Raw genomic sequence first — 17894 nt, forward strand, 5'->3', positions numbered from 1 at the left:
TTTACTATAAATCAAAAAAGAGGATATTTGTTTATTAATAAACAAATATCCTCTACCTCTAATTATATTTTACGACTGTTGATAAGCCGATTTCGATGATTTCACATAATAAACACCGTGTTCAACGTTAATGATATGATCTGGTTTTGGTTTACCACGGCCCGCTCTATGTCCAGCTAAATGCTCTTCACTTGTTTCCCAGTTTTTCCATGCTTGTTCTGATTCCCAGCGAATCATAACTACTACTTCTTCATCTCCGCGTCTCACTTTTTTAACGAGAACACTTAAATCGATAAACCCTTCAAATTTTTCAATAATGCCTTCTCCTGTAAAACGCTCTACAACTATATCTGATGTACCTTCTTTTACTGTAAATGTTTTAGTTTCGATAAACATATATCCCACTCCCTCTTTGTAATACGAATACTAGTATTCTTCTATTATAGTTGATTATGATAATTATTTTCAATTATAAAGTTTTAAATTTTTTGAATTATGCTGTTTTCTCTTCAACTGCCTCATCTAAAAATTTAAAATATGGAAGTAATATTCCTATTAAAGAAGTGACGCATATAATCGCACCTATGATAAAGTATAGTGCTCTAACTCCCCATATTTCACTTAGTATGCCTCCTAATAACACACCTAACGGCATAGCGGATCGTATGAAAAATAATCGCACTGAAAATACTTGCCCTATCATATTGTTTGGTACTGTTTGTTGGCATATCGTCGTATTATGAACATTGAAAAATGAAATACAAATACCTGCAATTACTTCAATAATTACCGCAATTATAATACTGTGATTGAACCCTAGAGAAATGTATGTAAGGCCACCTATAAACAATCCTCCAAGCATAAGTATTCGCCGGCTTTTATATGTTACTTTTCCGACTAATATTGATCCAACTACATAGCCAAGTGGGAAACCGGCCATAAAATAACCGTATTCAGCATACCCTGCCGATAGTTCATCTTTAATGTAAGGAAGATTCGTAACCATCGTTACTCCTACTCCAAATTGAACGAATGTTAGAAAGATACCAAGCCAAACGATAACTGGTCTTGTGAAAAAATATGTAAATCCATGAAGAAACTGCTCTAGCCACGTTTTTCTAAGCTCTTGCTTTATCCTCTTTTCTCTAATGAAAAGCAACAACCCTCCACTAATGAATAGACAAATACACACAAAGAACAGTGTTAGCTTCATTCCAATAAAATGAATAACGATGCCACCTAATACTGGCGCAAGAAACATCATAAGACGAGTCATCCCATCAATATACCCATTTGCATTTTGAAGGTGCTCTTTACTTACAATGCTCGGTGTAATTGCTTGACTTGCAGGTGTATAAAGCGGTGTAATAAGTCCAACTATAATTTGAACAACATAAATGTGCCAAACTTCTATATTACCTGTAACTAGCATCGCCAAAGGTAGTAAAAATACGGACGCTCGTATCCATTGTGAAAAAATCATAATCCACTTTCGGCTCCATTTATCAATATATGGACCGCTTATAAGTTGTAGTATGAGCGACGGGATAAAATATAGTAACCACATGCTACTTAATGCTGTTTTTGATCCTGTTAATTCATAAACGAGAATTGAATTACATAACGTCCCGAAAGCCCCGCCTAATTCCGAAATCGCACTACCTATCCACATAAAAAAGAATGAACGGTTTTTCAATACACTCTTCACTATAGCTCACCAACTTTTCTATTAAATTCCTCCCTTTATGTACATTCTCGTTGTATATTATCTATTCAAAAATGCATCTAATTCTTTCGCTAAAGACTGCACTGCTTTCTTTCTCAACACATATTTTCCGTCTTGAATATCAACTAACTTTGCTGAACGTAAAAGTTTCAAATGATGATGTACTGTCGATTTTCCTAGTTGTAATCTTTCCGTTATTTCTTGCAGCGTACGCTCTTGTTCAAATAGTAGTTTTACAATACGAAGCCTTGCCTCGTCCCCGAGCGCCTTATGTTTATGAACTAAAAAATAACTCGGCTCATACGGATCTTCTGGATGTATACTTTCATTTGCGACTGGATAATGAAACACTTTCGTATCTTCAATATCAGCTTCTATGTTCCACGGTCTGTATGTAATTTGCGGGATAAGAAGTACGTGATGAACACTTGGCTCTGGCATATATGTAACTCCACCTGTAGCCCACTCGACAAACTCTTCCGGTTTCATCTTTTTATTCATTTCATTTTTCGCTTCATAATCTCGCTGTAGTATAGAAACAATTTCTTCTGCCTCTTTTTTTACAACACTGTCATACCAACCTGTCATAACGGCGATTAAATGCGTTTTTAGTTCGCGCACATCGGCATGACATACAAACTCTATATACGTAGAGAAAAACTGATGATCATGTGTCAGTTCCTTTAGTTCATGTATTACAGATACTTCTCCGCTTGCAGCTAAACGTCTTTTCGCTTGATACGCTTCTCCTAAAAACGGTAAACATATATACTTTAAATCTTCTTCTGAAAGTGAATCGATATTTGCAATAAACTGTGATAGATCCTGAAAATCTCCCTCATACAATAACTGAAGTAATGCTTTCCATGTATTATTTTCTTCTACGAACTGTAAATGCTCTCTCATCTCTACCGATAATGATTGTCTAATTTTTTCCCATTCACTTTGAGTCTTTTCAAGAGTATCGATTAACCTCTTATGAGTAATTGCCGCAATGCCAAGTGCGCATTCGAAAAGTATCGAATACTTCATTTGAACGTTGTACGTTTCCCTCTTTCTACTCGTCACGTGAAAGACTTCCATTTTATCCCCTCCTTATTTGCTAATTATTAAATTCTATATTTATCGAATTATACCTTCTAATTTTTTAGAATTTTAAAATCTTCTGAAACTTTATATTGCTACAAATTTTTAAATTTAAGCTACAGTTAATTTTCTTGTTCAACTATGAGACAGGTTTATTGAAGAGAAAGGAGAATTTATTGCAGTAAGAAAAATGATTTAGAAAGCCTAAGTTTGTTTCTGCAATTACTACAACGGCGCCGTATTGTTCTTTTAGAACCTTCTAAACATCAATCAGATGATAAGTAGGTACGTTTCTACCTAATTTATCTAACACTTATTGTTGGTCTATCTCATAGTTAAGGAGGCTATACGAATGGGTAAAAAAGAAATATTACAAAATGGGGTCAAGCAAGTTTTTTACGAAGAAGAATGGTATCCACCGATATCAGAAGCGTTAAAGAATCTTACTGCTGCACAAGCATGTTGGCACCCAGAAGGAACGGCCAGTAATACGATTTGGGAAAATGCAAACCATTTACTAATCTTTAAAGAGCGCTTACTTTCCCGCTTACATCAAGATGACACATTTGTTGCTCCACAAAATAATGATGACACGTTTGTCCAAGGTGGACCTAATGATGATGATGCTTGGCAACAAACAGTGAAGCGAACGCTCCAAGTACATGATGCCTTACGATCTTCATTAACATCCCTTCAAGAAGCAGAACTGGATCAACCAAGTCCGTCTCTACCAGTTTGGCAACAATATCTGAATATCCTATTGCATGATGCTTATCATACAGGTCAAATTATACAACTTCGTAAACTCCAAGGTTCATGGCCATCTCATCGTTCATATTTATAAGCAATGATTAAAGATGATAGACAAGCATATGATTCTACATTTAGCAGAATAAGTACAAAAAAAGCAAATGAGATTCTAACTCTCATTTGCTTTTTTGCATGCTGGAGAAACGTCCTGCAATGATTTATTAAGCTTAATTAAAATTCAACAAAGAATGTTCAATGGATAAAGTAAAACTTTAATTAGACATTTACGGACCATTATCTCCCGCCTAACTTCCTTGCATTCACCGCTTATTAATTCATTTGTGCATCGTTCAATAGCCCAATTATTTCATTCAACATTTCTTCTGTAAAAGCACCTGCGCTAAAGTTCACTAATGCTCATAATGGCATATAGTTCATCATTTCAGAAGCATCACTATCCCATCTAGCAGAAATAGTCACATTAAATCCAAGTTATCTATCTTCCCTTTTCAAAAAGGAAGTTAGAATTTCTCTAAATGAATATATTCAGCGTGCCAAAGTCATTTTACAAAGATCTTTAAAAAATATACTGGTATTTCACCTAAACAATTTAAAAATGGATGCAGCTATTAATTGTCCTTCGTTCTACCAATAGATTTATTTTGTTGCTTTACATTATTAATACATATCCTTTATAAAGCGAAAAAACATTAATTTTTAGTACATAAATTGAAATAGACTAATCCCAAACATAATTTACATTCTTCATAACTTCTGATCATAATCCAAATTTGGAAGAATAGGGGCTTTTTTATATACAAATAATAAGCCTCAAGGAGTTGTTGACATGCATTTCATATTAAATATGTTAGGGATTTTCGTTGTAATATTAATCGTTTTCCTATGTTCGCCTAATAAAAGAAAAATAAAATGGAGACCAATTGTTATTCTAATAATATTGGAGCTTTTTATTACGTGGTTTATGTTAGGCACGAAATTAGGCAGTATTATCATTAATAAAATTGCGTCATTTTTCAGTTGGCTACTATCATGTGCGAATGAAGGAATTCGATTTGCATTTCCTTCAGCTATGGAAAATCAAACAGTTGATTTCTTCTTTAGCGCCTTACTTCCTATCATTTTTGTTATCACTTTCTTTGATATTCTTTCGTATTTTGGAATCTTAACTTGGATTATCGATAAAGTTGGTGCAATCATTTCAAAGATTTCTCGTTTACCAAAGTTAGAAAGCTTCTTTTCCATTCAAATGATGTTTTTAGGAAATACGGAAGCACTTGCAGTTGTTCGTGATCAATTATCTGTGTTAAAAGAAAATCGTTTGTTGACTTTTGGAATTATGAGTATGAGTAGCGTCAGCGGATCCATTCTTGGTGCTTATCTATCAATGGTTCCAGCAACATATATTTTCAGCGCTATTCCTTTAAACTGTATTAACGCATTAATCTTGGCTAATGTTTTAAATCCTGTAGAAGTTACTAAAGAAGATGATGTTATTTATTCACCTTCAAAAAATGAAAAAAAAGATTTCTTTTCTACTATTTCAAACAGTATGTTAGTTGGGATGAATATGGTTATTGTTATTTTAGCGATGGTAATTGGGTATGTAGCTTTAACAGCATGTTTAAATGGTATTTTAAGCTTTTTTGTAACAGGTTTAACAATTCAAAAAATCTTCTCTATTATCTTTAGTCCCTTTGCTTTTTTACTCGGTTTAACAGGCAAAGATGCTATGTATGTAGCTGAATTAATGGGGATAAAAATAACAACGAATGAATTTGTTGCAATGATGGATTTAAAATCAAACTTAAAGTCTTTACAACCACATACAATTGCAGTTGCAACTACATTTCTAGCTTCTTTTGCAAACTTTAGTACAGTAGGTATGATTTATGGAACTTACAATTCATTATTTGGCGAGGAAAAATCATCAATAATCGGTAAAAATGTTTGGAAGCTTCTTGTTAGCGGAATGGCTGTTTCCTTATTAAGCGCTATGCTTGTGGGGCTTTTTGTATGGTAAATGAATAATTGTAATAAGATGAAGACACTTAAACTGAATTGGGTGTCTTCATCTTATTACTTGTTCTTTTATAATTCTTATCTCCGAATCTGTCCATTTCCACGAATCACATATTTTGTGGAAGTCAATGCAGGTAGCCCCATTGGTCCCCTTACGTGTAGCTTTTGTGTACTGATGCCAATTTCTGCGCCGAATCCGAATTCAGATCCATCCGTAAAACGAGTCGATGCATTATGATAAAGTGCGGCGGCATCAACAGATGTGAAAAATTTGCTGACGTTTTCCTCGTTCTCTGTAATAATCGCTTCGGAATGCATGGATCCATACGTATTTATATGATGAATCGCTTCTTCCGTAGTGGAAACCACTTTAACTGCCAGTGTGAGAGATAAAAACTCTGTTTCCCAGTCTTCTTCTGAAGCTAATGCAATAGAAGAATCAATTGCCAATGCTTTATTATCACCACGTAGCTCCACGCCTCTTTCCTTCAAGGAAGAAAACAGCTCGCTACCAAATTGCTGCGCCCAATTCTCATGAAGTATAATCGTTTCAATTGCATTACATACAGATGGACGCTGCGTTTTTGCGTTTATAATAATATTAAATGCCATTTGTTTATCCGCTGTTTCATCAATAAAAATATGACAATTTCCCGCACCTGTTTCAAGTACTGGAACAGATGCTTCTCTCACTACAGTATCAATTAATTGTTTGCCACCTCTTGGGATAAGAACATCCAAGTACTCATTCAATGTAAACAACTGCTTTGCACTATCGCGCGTTGTATCTTCTATGAGCTGCACACTTTCTGAAGGCAAGCTTGTTTGTTTGAGCGCCCTGTGAATAACGCTAACGATGGCTTTGTTAGAATGAATAGCAGAAGAACTACCACGTAGTATTACTGCGTTTCCCGTTTTCAAGCAAATTGTAGCAGCATCCACTGTCACATTCGGCCTTGCCTCGTAAATCATTCCGACAACACCAAGTGGTACGCGCATCTCCTGAATAGATAATCCATTTGGTCGTTCCCATGCACTAACACGCTCTCCAACAGGATCACGTAAATCAATTAGTTGCTTAATACCTTCAGTCACATCAATGATACGCTGTTCATTCAGCATAAGACGATCAAGGAGTGACTCAGAAAATCCTTTTGTCTTCCCTTCTTCAATATCCCGTTTGTTTTCCTCTAAAATATAAGCTGTTTCTAATATCAGCTGATCAGCAATTACGGCAAGTGCTTCATTTTTTTGATCTGTAGATTTAAGCACAAGTTCTCTAGCAACCTCTTTCGCCTTTTTCCCCTTTGCCAACACTTCATTCATTTTTATTTCCTCCTTTTTAAGGTTAATCAGTTTTTATTTGAGAACTATTTAACACCAGTATCTAAATCTTTCCTGCCCATTAAAATTTGAGTGCTCTCTTTTCTTAAAATGAAACCCAGTGATCTCTATGGATGACTTCATAATTATGCCTTTCGCCTCTTGCTTGAATATCTTGGCTTTGCATACCTTTTAAATTCCTTAGTTCCTCTGCGCTATATGTGCATTGTCCTTTTCCTATTACGCGCCCTTGTTGCGTGATTACTTCCACGACTTCACCCACTTGGAAAAACCCTGACACATTTGTAACACCAGCAGGCAGAAGACTCTTACCATGCTGAATGATGGCAGAAGCTGCCCCCGCATCTACTTCAATTTGTCCGCTAACAAGCGAATGCAAGGCGATCCATTGCTTGTTCATCTTAATCACTTTTTGAGGAGCATTCCCGATATATGTTCCATCACCTTTGCCCTTCATAACATCTAAAAACTTCTCCTGTCCACATCCCGTTCCGATAAATACACTCACTCCAAGAGATAGTGCCGTCTTTGCAGCATCGATTTTTGATTTCATACCGCCAGTCCCAAGTTTTGAACCAGCATCTCCTGCAAGAGAAGCAATTTCTTCCGTTACCTCAGGAAGGAAATGATATTTTTTCGCATCCGCATTTTTCTGAGGATTTTGGTCATATAAACCGTTCACATCTGTAAAAATCATGAGCATATCTGCCGAAACAAGTCCGCTTACTAAAGCTGACAGCATATCATTATCACCGAACGTTAGCTCTTCTAAAGAAATCGAATCATTTTCATTGATTATAGGAAGAGCAGAACGGTTTAGTAGCTCTCCTAAAGTAGCGTAAGCGTTACTGTATTGTTCTTTTCTAGAAAAATCACTTCTCGTTAGTAAAAGTTGTGCAGTAACGATACCATATTTACGGAATTCCTCCGTGTATGCCTGCATTAATAAACTTTGCCCGACAGCCGCAGCAGCCTGTTTCCCTTTAATTGTCACAGGTCTGCTAGGATACCCTAGAGCAGAAAAACCTGCAGCGACTGCCCCGGATGTAATTAGTAAAACTTCATGCCCTTCCTCTTTCAATCGAGCCAATGCGGCAACGTGATCTGAAAGTTGTTCTTTAGAAATGCCTCCGTGACTATCTGCCAAGGAACTACTCCCAATCTTTACAACAATTCGTTGTTTTTTCACTTTTGTATCCCCCAAGTCTAAAATCAAAGTTTTTTATAAATTTCACTTCTATTCATACAGCTTACAGCGGCTTCTATTCTTATCAGTGCTGCACCTAGCCTATTAAAGAGCAAAATAAAAATGACCGCTTCGCCCTTAATAAAATAAAAAGGACGAAACGGTCATTGTTCCGCGGTACCACCTTAATTGATATACATAGATATCCACTTGGCGCCTATAACGCAGGCGTACGCCTAAACTTTCATTTAAGACTCAGGGATAGGTTCGATACATTCTATACGAGGAATCTTTCAGCCGGTGAATTCCACTCTCTTTCGCAAGAAGACATATGTACTAATTCCCTTCAACGATTTTCGGTTTAATTTTTTATATTATGCGATATAATTTGATTTGGTGTCAAGAAGTATTTTTAAAAATAATAGAGCGGCAAGTTACTTGTATGAAATTATTACCTTACTGAATGAAAATACAAATCGATATAAGTTTAACTCATATTCATCAACATAAAACCTAAAATTAAAGTGTATATATTTACATAATGTCGAATATAATTGATTTTCAACTTTTGGTGTTGCAAAAAGGAATATATTCTCTTAGAATGTTTCTTTATATTGCATGGAGATATCATTATTATTTTAAAATAATAATATCAGACCGATATAATTTATTATAAAAGGAGCCAGATTGAGTTATTATGGACAAACAAATTGGATTCATCGGATGCGGAAATATGGGAATGGCTATGATTGGCGGGATGATAAACAAAAATATAGTGTCTTCAAATAAAATCATTTGTTCAGATTTAAACACTACGAATTTAAAAAATGCTAGTGAAAAATATGGGCTAACTACAACTACTGACAACAATGAAGTAGCTAAAAATGCTGATATTTTAATTTTATCAATTAAACCAGACCTATACGCATCAATCATTAACGAAATAAAAGAAATAATCAAAAACGATGTTATCGTCGTAACGATCGCTGCCGGGAAAAGCATTAAAAGTACTGAAGAGGCTTTTGCTAAAAAATTAAAGGTTGTAAGAGTAATGCCTAACACCCCTGCTCTTGTTGGAGAAGGAATGTCTGCGTTATGCCCTAATGAAATGGTGACAGAAAAAGATTTAGAAGATGTGCTAAACATTTTCAATAGCTTTGGTCAAACAGAGATCGTAAGCGAAAAATTAATGGACGTTGTAACATCTGTAAGTGGTTCGTCGCCAGCATACGTATATATGATTATAGAAGCGATGGCAGATGCAGCTGTATTAGATGGTATGCCTAGAAATCAAGCATATAAATTCGCTGCTCAAGCTGTGTTAGGCTCTGCAAAAATGGTACTAGAAACAGGCATACATCCAGGTGAATTGAAAGATATGGTTTGTTCTCCTGGCGGAACAACTATAGAAGCTGTAGCAACATTAGAGGAAAAAGGCTTACGAACAGCCATCATTTCAGCTATGCAGCGTTGTACGCAAAAATCTGTTGAACTATCTAGGCAAACTAAAAAGTAATAAATTAGTGTAAAGAAACCCACTTTAAATACATTCACATATCTTTAAACAGTTTTAGACTATATACACATTTCATTTACATACTCCTCCTTTTTCACCAGTAACTGAACGGACAAATTCAAGGGTAATTGAGTTTGTCTGTTTTGTATTTTATTATCCTAAAATAATTGGCCTGTTCTTATTATCATTTATTTTATAGCGTAATACCCTTTTATTATTAAGAGAACATCATTTTCATATGTATTTGCTGCAAATTTTATCAAGTTTTAAATCATACGTTTCTTGTAAGACATGATACACACCAGATGAAATATACTCAGAGACTAAGCATAATATCTATTGAAAAAAGTAATATCAATCTCCTCAAATTGTTAACATAATATTTTTATCGTCCTCTAATATTAATTACTATTTCTTAATCCACCTCCATTACAATTAAAATCATTTAAGTTTTCTCCATATCGTGCATCTACTAGTTAAACAAAAACTCCCCTTAAATCGAAAATGATTAAGGGGAGTCAGTCATATTTGATGAAGTTATAGTTCTGATTTCACTGGAATAGAAACATTATTTTTCACTAAATTTTTAACTTCTTTAAAGCTAACAAAATTGTTGTTTTGCTCATCCCAAAGACGGAAACGGAGTGACCGCAAACTTGTAGCAAGAGTAATCGTTGGTACATTCTTTAAAGGAAGCGTATTATTGTGTGCCTCTTCTAATTTATAATTAGGTACTCTTGGACTTAAATGGTGAACATGATGAAATCCAATATTACCAGTTAAAAATTGCAAGATTTTAGGTAGTTTATAAAAAGAACTTCCTTCCACTGCCGCTTTCACATATTCCCACTCTTTATCTTCTTCAAAATAAGAATCCTCGAATGTGTGCTGTACGTAAAACAGCCAAATACCTATTGAACCTGCTATTAAGAATATGGAACCATGTACTAAAAGAAACGATTGCCATCCGAGTGTCCAGCAAAGTAACCCTACTAAAGCAACGATTAAAACATTCGTCAAATAGGTATTCATGCGTTCCTTCTTTCTAGCACCTTTTCTGTTAAATCTATTTTTAAGTAGGAAAACATAAATCGGACCTAACCCAAACATAACCAATGGATTGCGATATAAACGATATGCTAAACGGAGTCTAAATGGCGCTGCCAAATATTCATTCACTGTAAGTGTCCAAATATCTCCTGTACCTCGCTTATCCAAATTACCACTTGTAGCGTGATGAACGGAATGCTCATGCCCCCATTGATCAAACGGGAATAAAGTTAAAACACCCATACATGTCCCTACTATTCTATTTACACGACGGCTTTTAAAGAAAGAATGATGGGTACAATCATGAAAAATAATGAAAACCCGTGTCATAAATCCCGCGGCTAACACAGCTGGAACTAATGCTAACCAATAAGAAACGGACAAACTTTTATAAGCAAGGTACCATAAGATAATAAATGGCACTACCGTATTGATGATTTGCCAAACACTTTTTTTTGCCGTTGATTTTTCAAAAGGAGCAACTTGTTTTTTTAAATTTTTAGTATTTTGTAAGGTCATTTTTTCTAATTCCTTTCCTTTATGTTGCTAATTTGTATTATAACACATTATTAGTAGTAGGTGTTATACGTAGGTATAATAAATATTTTATACTATGAAAATCTCTTTTTTCTTACTCATTCCTTACAAATTACTTACGTCCAGAATAGCTTCTATTATAGGATAGAAGGAGCATTTGTGCCGGAAATTTCGAAGTTTTTCCCAATAAATATATTAATTAAAAAGAAACACAGAATTTTTCCACTTCTGTACTGCCCCGTTTCCACAATCAGAAGTGAACTGTCCCATAAGTCAGTGTCACCGACTTTGATATGCTCCTCTTAGTTTCGTAATGTTCACTTGTTGCAATTGATTTTACCGGAACTGGATCTATTTCATGAAACTAATCAAATTACATTTCAAATAAAAAACTAGTCTATTTTGAAAACTTCCCTCACTTTTATTCTATATAAAATGTAAAAATTTAATGTCCGTTTATTTAATTTCAAATCTATGATATATTCAAAATATTAATCAAACAAAGTTAATAAAATGAAACTAAGGGAAATTTATGAAAAACATATTTTATATTCATACTAAAATCATATGTTTTTAGTATAGAAAGGAGATTCAAAATTTGAATAAGAATTTAACCAAAATTACATTAATAAGCGGTCTCGCTCTCATACTTTATCATTTTTTCAAATGGTATTTAGTTGAATTCCTTACCCCATTTGTTATGCCATTTCTTTCAATAATAGTTCATGGATTGTTTTTCTTAATATTAATTTTCACAATCATACATCTTATCAAATACAAAAACTGGAAACCGTTAATTATTCAATTAATCATAATAATTACTTGGATATGTATACCATTTAATGAGATTTATATAAATTTAGATTTTATTATCTATAAAGAAGACCGTGAAAAAGTTATAGCACTTATAGAACATAAAGAGTTAACTCCTAATGTTCATTATGATAGTAGACAAATTCATTTACCTAAACAGTTTGCATCCACTTCCAAAAACGGTGGGGATGTAATTATTCAACAAAATAAAAATGGTATTTCTGTTTTCTTTTTTACTTATCGTGGTATATTAGATAATTTTTCAGGATTTATTTATACACCAAATGATACTAGACCAAACAAATACGACTTTAATAATGAATATAAAGAAATCACAAAAATAGAAAAAAACTGGTATTATGTGACATCATATTAAAGAACACAAAAATTTTCTTTTAATTATATTAAAAACATACCGTATTTATAGAAAGGGAATGCTTGTATACTATATACTGATCTGTACTGCATTCCCTAATTAGGCCCGAAACGGATTCTTGTCGTATTAGCTCATTCAAGGTGATGCATTTTTTTTACAAGCGATACATCTTTTTTATCATATACGTCGCTTTAACACCACTCAATATAGAGGGTGCTGTTTCAAATGACTCGAACCTTAACATAGGAGTAGCATCACACATCCATCAACTTAAGAATTTTCTCGTTTTGGATTATTTGTTTTTCTCAGCTTGATTGTGACAGGGCACTGCCTAAAACCTGGGCGCTTATCACATCCACAAACACACAAAATTAAGAATCCTTCTTCATTCGTTGTTGCTCTTTAATTTGTTCAGCAATAGCTGCAACATGAATACATTCCATATATAGGTCGTCAGCATCTGTATCTTTTACGCTAACTTTTATACTTGTATACTCAAAATCCCTTTGATTTGTTTTTGGATGGTAAAACATGTTTCTCTACTCTTTCATATAGAGTAAGCAATTGCTTGATAAAAGAAAATTCCGGTACTAACCAATACGAAAATAACGCTGAAACACATCCTATTAAAGCCCCTATTACAACATCAAAAGGATAATGAACCCCTACCCAAATACGAGAGATTGCTACACAAAATGCAAGTATAATCCATAACCATCCAGTCTTTTTACGAACAAGCAAAAACGAAAAACAAATCGAAAAAAAGAGAATCGTATGGTCACTAGGAAATGAATTATCTACAGCATGGTCGACAAGTTTATTAACATCAGGCAATACTGCAAACGGTTGATAATTCAAATGAAATTTCCCTGCTATTTTTCCAATCACCTCAGCAATCACAAAAGCAACCATCGCTTGAATAACCATCATCCTACTTTTTCTGGACCCGGTAAACCAATAAGCTATAATAATTAAACCAAAAATATATACCATATATTCTGCCAAAAATACCATGGCTGAGTTTAGGAATGAATATTGTTTACCTAAATCATTAATTGCTCGAAAAATATCAATATTGAATTGAGAAAAAGACATTTTCAAATCCCTCCTTTATAGTAAGGTGTTTAACTCATTGCCATATACCTTCATTACACGAATAGTTTTGATTATTGTACTCATCTAAAAATACCAACCTTCTTGTACGCTTATAATTTTATTATGGGAAAAAAGGTTTAAATGGGACTTAACTACTTCTTAACTATGTGAATGTACTGTTTCTTCCTCTAACATGACGTTTTCACTTAAAAAATAAGCGGCATACGTACGTATATTTCGACTAACGTTTTTAAACGCGAGCTGAGAAAACGTCATCTTCCTTCCCCTCCCACGCTTTTTTTACTTTCATAAAAATAGGCATCACCATGAGTATGACATCTCCTTCTTCTTTCTTCTTTCTTCTTTCTTCTTTCTTCTTTTTCACTATAATAAAAAAAGAAAAAGGAAAACATCGAACTTTCTTACATACATTCGTGCATTCTTACAGTTTTGTCATTTTCTCGTCATTTTGTAAATGTGTTCATCGCCTTGCCTTTCGCTATTTTCAAAAACTCTTGTAACTCTGGGTTTATATTCGTCTTTCGGTATGCAACGGCTAGTTCCGCAACAATTTTAGAATCACATATTTCTTTGTAGACAACTTCTGATTGATATAATTTATTTGCAGACACCTATCCGCTGTTAATTAAATAAGAAAAATTATATGTTTCTAATACATGTTTTTGATCGAGCTTTAATTTAAACCTACAAAGAATTAAGGAAAGTACCCAAAACGACCGTTTATGGTACTTTCCTTATTTTTATCCAGATTGAGAAAAATACTATTCAAATTCAGTTTCAAAACTCATTACCAAAATAAACGCTCCTAACATATTAGTCATATACAATATGTTAGGAGCGTGATATTTTAAGTGTTTTTTGGATTTAGGTCTTGATAATATACGCTAAGCAATCTTTTATATAAAAAAGCCGATTCCCTGTAATCTAAAGGATAATCGGCTTTTTGCTATTCATTTATTTGTAGTAGTTGAAGAAATTCTAAAGGTATAATCATATTAATTATTATCTAAAAAACAATTCGTTTCTCAGTTTCTGAATCAAAGTAATGCACTTTGTCCATGTTTAAACCTAGATCTATATTAGATTGACTTTGCACATCTAAAGATGTGTCCACACGTGCAACAAAGGATTGGCCATTAATGTTAGAATATAGATATGTTTCTGCCCCCATTAATTCTGCTACATCAATACATACCATTACTTTTGTGTTATATGGTAAATCCTCGATTTCTTTTCCATAATAAAAGTCTTCTGGACGTATTCCTATTATGATTTCTTTATTCGTATAGCCCTTATTTCGCAAGCCTTTCATCTTCTCTTCTGGCACTTCAATTTTCCACTTATCAATCATAACTGCATTATCTGTTAATACTCCTTTGAAAAAATTCATTCCAGGAGAGCCAATGAATCCACCGACAAATACATTCTCTGGATTATCATACACTTCTTTCGGTGTACCGACTTGCTGTATAATCCCATCTTTTAGTACAACTAAGCGCGTCGCCATCGTCATAGCTTCAATTTGATCATGCGTGACATATACAGATGTCGTTTGCAGCTGCTTGTGTAATTTTGTAATCTCAGCACGCATTTGAACACGCAACTTCGCATCTAAGTTTGATAAAGGCTCGTCCATTAAAAATACTTTTGCATTTCGAACAATCGCTCGGCCTAAGGCAACACGCTGACGTTGCCCACCTGAAAGTGCTTTTGGCTTTCGGCTTAAATACTGCTCAAGTCCAAGAATTTTTGCTGCATGTTGCACACGCTGGTCAATTTCTTCTTTACTATATTTTCGTAGTTTTAATCCAAACGCCATGTTTTCATACACACTCATATGCGGATAAAGCGCATAGTTTTGAAATACCATTGCAATATCTCTATCTTTCGGTGTAACATCATTTACACGCTTTCCATCAATATAAAAGTCGCCCTCTGAAATCTCCTCAAGTCCTGCAATCATACGTAATGTTGTAGATTTCCCACACCCTGAAGGGCCAACCAAAACGATAAATTCTCCATCATTTACTTCTAGGTTAAAATCTTTTACGATTGTCACATCATGATCATATTTTTTGTAAATGTTTTTGAATGATAGTTGAGCCATAATATCCTCCTAGAATTCGAGCTATATTTATAGATATTGTTAAAAATTATGATGACATGAATTATAAAATCTTCGAAATATCCTTCATACTGTTTAAAATATAATCCGCTTTTCCTTCTAAATCTTCCTTCCTGCTCGCACCCGATAAGACGCCCACTACTTTAATGTTACTATTTCTTGCAAATGTAACGTCTGTTAATGTATCACCTACCATAAGCACATCTTCTTCAGTTAGTGAAAATTTTTCTTTAAACATATGATAAAAGTCACTTTCAGGTTTTGTTCTATTCACACCATCATCTGCACCTAAAAAATCTACATAATCATATAACTCAGTCATTTTCAGAGAATGAATAGCTGCATCAACATCGTCTGCCGTAACAACCCCAATAATATATTCATTGTCTTTTAAATATCGTAACGTTTCCTTTGCACCTTCCACTTCTGTAAATACAAGATCATCTGCAGTAGAGTACTTTTTGAATAGAAGACATACATTTTGAATAAAACCCTCTTTATTCACATGTTGATTTTCTAGCAACGAATACCATGCAGCCGCAATAAAGTAATTTGTGCGACAAGCTAGTAAACTCGTACTCTCAAAATCGTTATCATTCATACCAATAATCGTTAAGTAGTCATCTCGTTTACTTTTTTCATTTGGATACGTTTGAAATATATCATCTAACACACGATGCACAATTTTGTACCAAACTGAATCTAACTGTATTAATGTTCCATCTTTATCAAAAATAATCGCTTTATTCACCCTTTATTCCCCCTATAACTTCATTCCATGTTTTTATATTTTTAATCTGAACTTTATTATGAATAGGATTAATAAACGCTACTAATTCGTCCTCTTCCCATCCCTCAACTCTAGCGTACGCCCCTTCATTTAAAGAGAATGCAAAAGTTGCATCGCTGCCGTATTCTTTTTCAATCGTTCTTCCATTTATAAGTAGTCTCCACTCACATGGTTTATCTGTTTGAACGTTATAAACAATATTTCCTTTAGCCTCATCGCCGACAGCAATCGTTTCACCTTCGTTTTGAATATCTATCGCTAGTTTTCTAAATCGAGAGAAATAAATTCTTCCGTTTTTGATCGCAAATTTCAAGTTTTTAATTGATAAACCGTTACATAATACATATGTTCCTGGATCACCGTAAATGGATGGGTCTTTTGATCCTGGGAATGTTTTAGACGGATGTAAATGAGAGTCACTTCCTCCTATTCCCCAGATTTTAAGACCATTTGACCACATTTGATCGAAACAACGTAAAGCTTCTAAAGTAGATGATTTACTTTTTTTATAAGTTGGATCACACATAATTTCCATCGTATGAACATTTTCTAAATTAATATTAACTTGGTTCGCCCAAGGCTTCATAAATGGATGATTCACACTCAATAAATAGCCTTTTTCTTTCATGAGTGAAAATAGTGCATTCATTTTTTCAGCGCTAAATGATTCATCTATATACTCTGTAAAATCAATGAATTCTCTTATACCAAATATGTTGTAATGACCATAAGGAGTTGTAAGTTCCATAGATGGTATAATTAATGTGTTTCCTTTTTGATATGATGGCATAACAATATTGTGCTCCGTCGCATATAAAAAATCTAATTCTTGTTTTTCACATACTCCCATTCCAAGTTCATCATCTATCTCGCCATCTGTTAAATCTGTATGTTCATGAAAATCCCCTTTGTACCAGCGATGTTCTTCATTTACTACCTTATTAAAACGGTCTTCATCGATAAAAACATTGCCCTTACAAAAATGCTCTCTATTATACTTTCGCTCCAACTGATCATTCACTTCTATATTTACTGTATAGTCAACTTTTTCCCCAGTAAATTTCACTACTTTCTTTGCACAATGAGGGATATATACGACTTCTAATTCCCAATTACCTGACTGTATGTCTCCTCCAATACAACCAGCAGAACAAAACTTTGAATCTTTCGAAACGACTAGTTTTTCATTTACAATTGGAGTTTGATATTGTATACGTACATAACCGTTAGGATCTCTTAAGATTAGTAAAAGCGGAATTTTTCGGCTATCCCCTTGATCAATTGTTAATGTAAAGTTTGTAATATCAGTTTCATCCATTTGGAAACAGTGTTTATTTTTTACGAATGGAGAGAGTGTTATCGTACTTGTTATTTCGATCATAGTTCTCACACCTTTTCAAGTGAATTTTAGAGGCACTTCCTTCGTTCAAAAGCACCTC

At 34.0% G+C, this 17894-nt stretch carries 16 protein-coding genes, 1 pseudogene and 1 other annotated feature; of the genes and pseudogenes, 5 read left to right on the plus strand and 12 right to left on the minus strand.

Features of this window, described 5'->3' with window-relative positions; translation table 11 throughout:
- Positions 1-69: 69 nt before the first annotated feature.
- From hmoA to MKX37_RS14450, 3 genes are all read right to left on the minus strand, one after another.
- On the minus strand, positions 70-396 hold the full coding sequence (gene hmoA / locus MKX37_RS14440; protein WP_002168142.1) for a heme-degrading monooxygenase HmoA: 327 nt from the start codon (positions 394-396) through the stop codon (positions 70-72).
- Between the two features lie 97 nt (positions 397-493).
- Complete coding sequence (locus MKX37_RS14445; RefSeq protein ID WP_002168141.1) at positions 494-1708, minus strand: MFS transporter; 1215 nt, start codon at positions 1706-1708, stop codon at positions 494-496.
- A 57-nt stretch (positions 1709-1765) separates the two neighbouring features.
- A complete protein-coding gene (locus tag MKX37_RS14450; protein WP_078422444.1) occupies positions 1766-2809 on the minus strand; it encodes an ArsR/SmtB family transcription factor in 1044 nt (347 codons plus the stop codon).
- A 355-nt stretch (positions 2810-3164) separates the two neighbouring features.
- Between MKX37_RS14450 and MKX37_RS14455 the strand changes: the two genes are divergently transcribed.
- From MKX37_RS14455 to MKX37_RS14465, 3 genes and pseudogenes are all read left to right on the plus strand, one after another.
- The gene (locus tag MKX37_RS14455; RefSeq protein WP_016127176.1) at positions 3165-3656 is read left to right on the plus strand and encodes a DinB family protein; all 492 of its coding nucleotides are present in this window, start codon (positions 3165-3167) and stop codon (positions 3654-3656) included.
- Between the two features lie 342 nt (positions 3657-3998).
- A pseudogene (locus MKX37_RS14460) lies at positions 3999-4195 on the plus strand (helix-turn-helix domain-containing protein); the annotation flags it as partial.
- Between the two features lie 214 nt (positions 4196-4409).
- Complete coding sequence (locus tag MKX37_RS14465) at positions 4410-5603, plus strand: nucleoside transporter C-terminal domain-containing protein (protein WP_078422445.1); 1194 nt, start codon at positions 4410-4412, stop codon at positions 5601-5603.
- 77 nt (positions 5604-5680) lie between these two features.
- Here MKX37_RS14465 and MKX37_RS14470 read toward each other — a convergent pair whose 3' ends face one another.
- Complete coding sequence (locus MKX37_RS14470) at positions 5681-6928, minus strand: glutamate-5-semialdehyde dehydrogenase (RefSeq protein WP_078422446.1); 1248 nt, start codon at positions 6926-6928, stop codon at positions 5681-5683.
- Between the two features lie 103 nt (positions 6929-7031).
- Positions 7032-8135: a glutamate 5-kinase gene (gene proB, locus MKX37_RS14475; RefSeq protein WP_002185559.1), complete on the minus strand. Its 1104-nt coding sequence runs from the start codon at positions 8133-8135 to the stop codon at positions 7032-7034.
- 145 nt (positions 8136-8280) lie between these two features.
- Positions 8281-8491 (minus strand) — a binding site (T-box leader).
- A gap of 338 nt (positions 8492-8829) precedes the next feature.
- Here proB and proC point away from each other — a divergent pair.
- Positions 8830-9648 carry a pyrroline-5-carboxylate reductase gene (gene proC, locus MKX37_RS14480; RefSeq protein ID WP_078422447.1) on the plus strand — a complete coding sequence of 273 codons (819 nt, stop codon included), beginning with the start codon at positions 8830-8832 and terminating at the stop codon, positions 9646-9648.
- A 537-nt stretch (positions 9649-10185) separates the two neighbouring features.
- On the opposite strand, the gene MKX37_RS14485 is transcribed toward proC, so the two are convergent.
- A complete protein-coding gene (locus tag MKX37_RS14485; protein ID WP_002013512.1) occupies positions 10186-11217 on the minus strand; it encodes a fatty acid desaturase in 1032 nt (343 codons plus the stop codon).
- A gap of 616 nt (positions 11218-11833) precedes the next feature.
- Here MKX37_RS14485 and MKX37_RS14490 point away from each other — a divergent pair.
- The gene (locus MKX37_RS14490) at positions 11834-12424 is read left to right on the plus strand and encodes a hypothetical protein (protein ID WP_002065987.1); all 591 of its coding nucleotides are present in this window, start codon (positions 11834-11836) and stop codon (positions 12422-12424) included.
- A 371-nt stretch (positions 12425-12795) separates the two neighbouring features.
- Here the strand turns inward: MKX37_RS14490 and MKX37_RS14495 are convergent, their stop codons facing one another.
- From MKX37_RS14495 to MKX37_RS14520, 6 genes are all read right to left on the minus strand, one after another.
- The gene (locus MKX37_RS14495) at positions 12796-12957 is read right to left on the minus strand and encodes a hypothetical protein (protein ID WP_002127911.1); all 162 of its coding nucleotides are present in this window, start codon (positions 12955-12957) and stop codon (positions 12796-12798) included.
- Positions 12920-13519 carry an undecaprenyl-diphosphatase gene (locus tag MKX37_RS14500; protein WP_002127913.1) on the minus strand — a complete coding sequence of 200 codons (600 nt, stop codon included), beginning with the start codon at positions 13517-13519 and terminating at the stop codon, positions 12920-12922. The genes MKX37_RS14495 and MKX37_RS14500 overlap by 38 nt, the downstream gene beginning before the upstream one ends.
- Before the next feature lie 464 nt (positions 13520-13983).
- Positions 13984-14151 (minus strand): hypothetical protein, encoded by a 168-nt coding sequence (locus tag MKX37_RS14505; RefSeq protein ID WP_033708081.1) that lies wholly within the window; start codon positions 14149-14151, stop codon positions 13984-13986.
- A 395-nt stretch (positions 14152-14546) separates the two neighbouring features.
- Positions 14547-15647, minus strand: a complete 1101-nt coding sequence (locus MKX37_RS14510) for an ABC transporter ATP-binding protein (RefSeq protein ID WP_002165550.1) — start codon at positions 15645-15647, stop codon at positions 14547-14549.
- Positions 15648-15708: 61 nt separating this feature from the next.
- Entirely contained in the window at positions 15709-16416 is a 708-nt protein-coding gene (locus MKX37_RS14515; protein WP_002110510.1) for an HAD family hydrolase, read from the minus strand.
- Positions 16409-17836 (minus strand): CehA/McbA family metallohydrolase, encoded by a 1428-nt coding sequence (locus MKX37_RS14520; RefSeq protein WP_002165549.1) that lies wholly within the window; start codon positions 17834-17836, stop codon positions 16409-16411. The genes MKX37_RS14515 and MKX37_RS14520 overlap by 8 nt, the downstream gene beginning before the upstream one ends.
- Positions 17837-17894: the final 58 nt, after the last annotated feature.

This window comes from Bacillus sp. FSL R5-0709 (genome assembly GCF_038004785.1).
Taxonomy (GTDB): Bacteria; Bacillota; Bacilli; order Bacillales; family Bacillaceae_G; genus Bacillus_A; species Bacillus_A mycoides.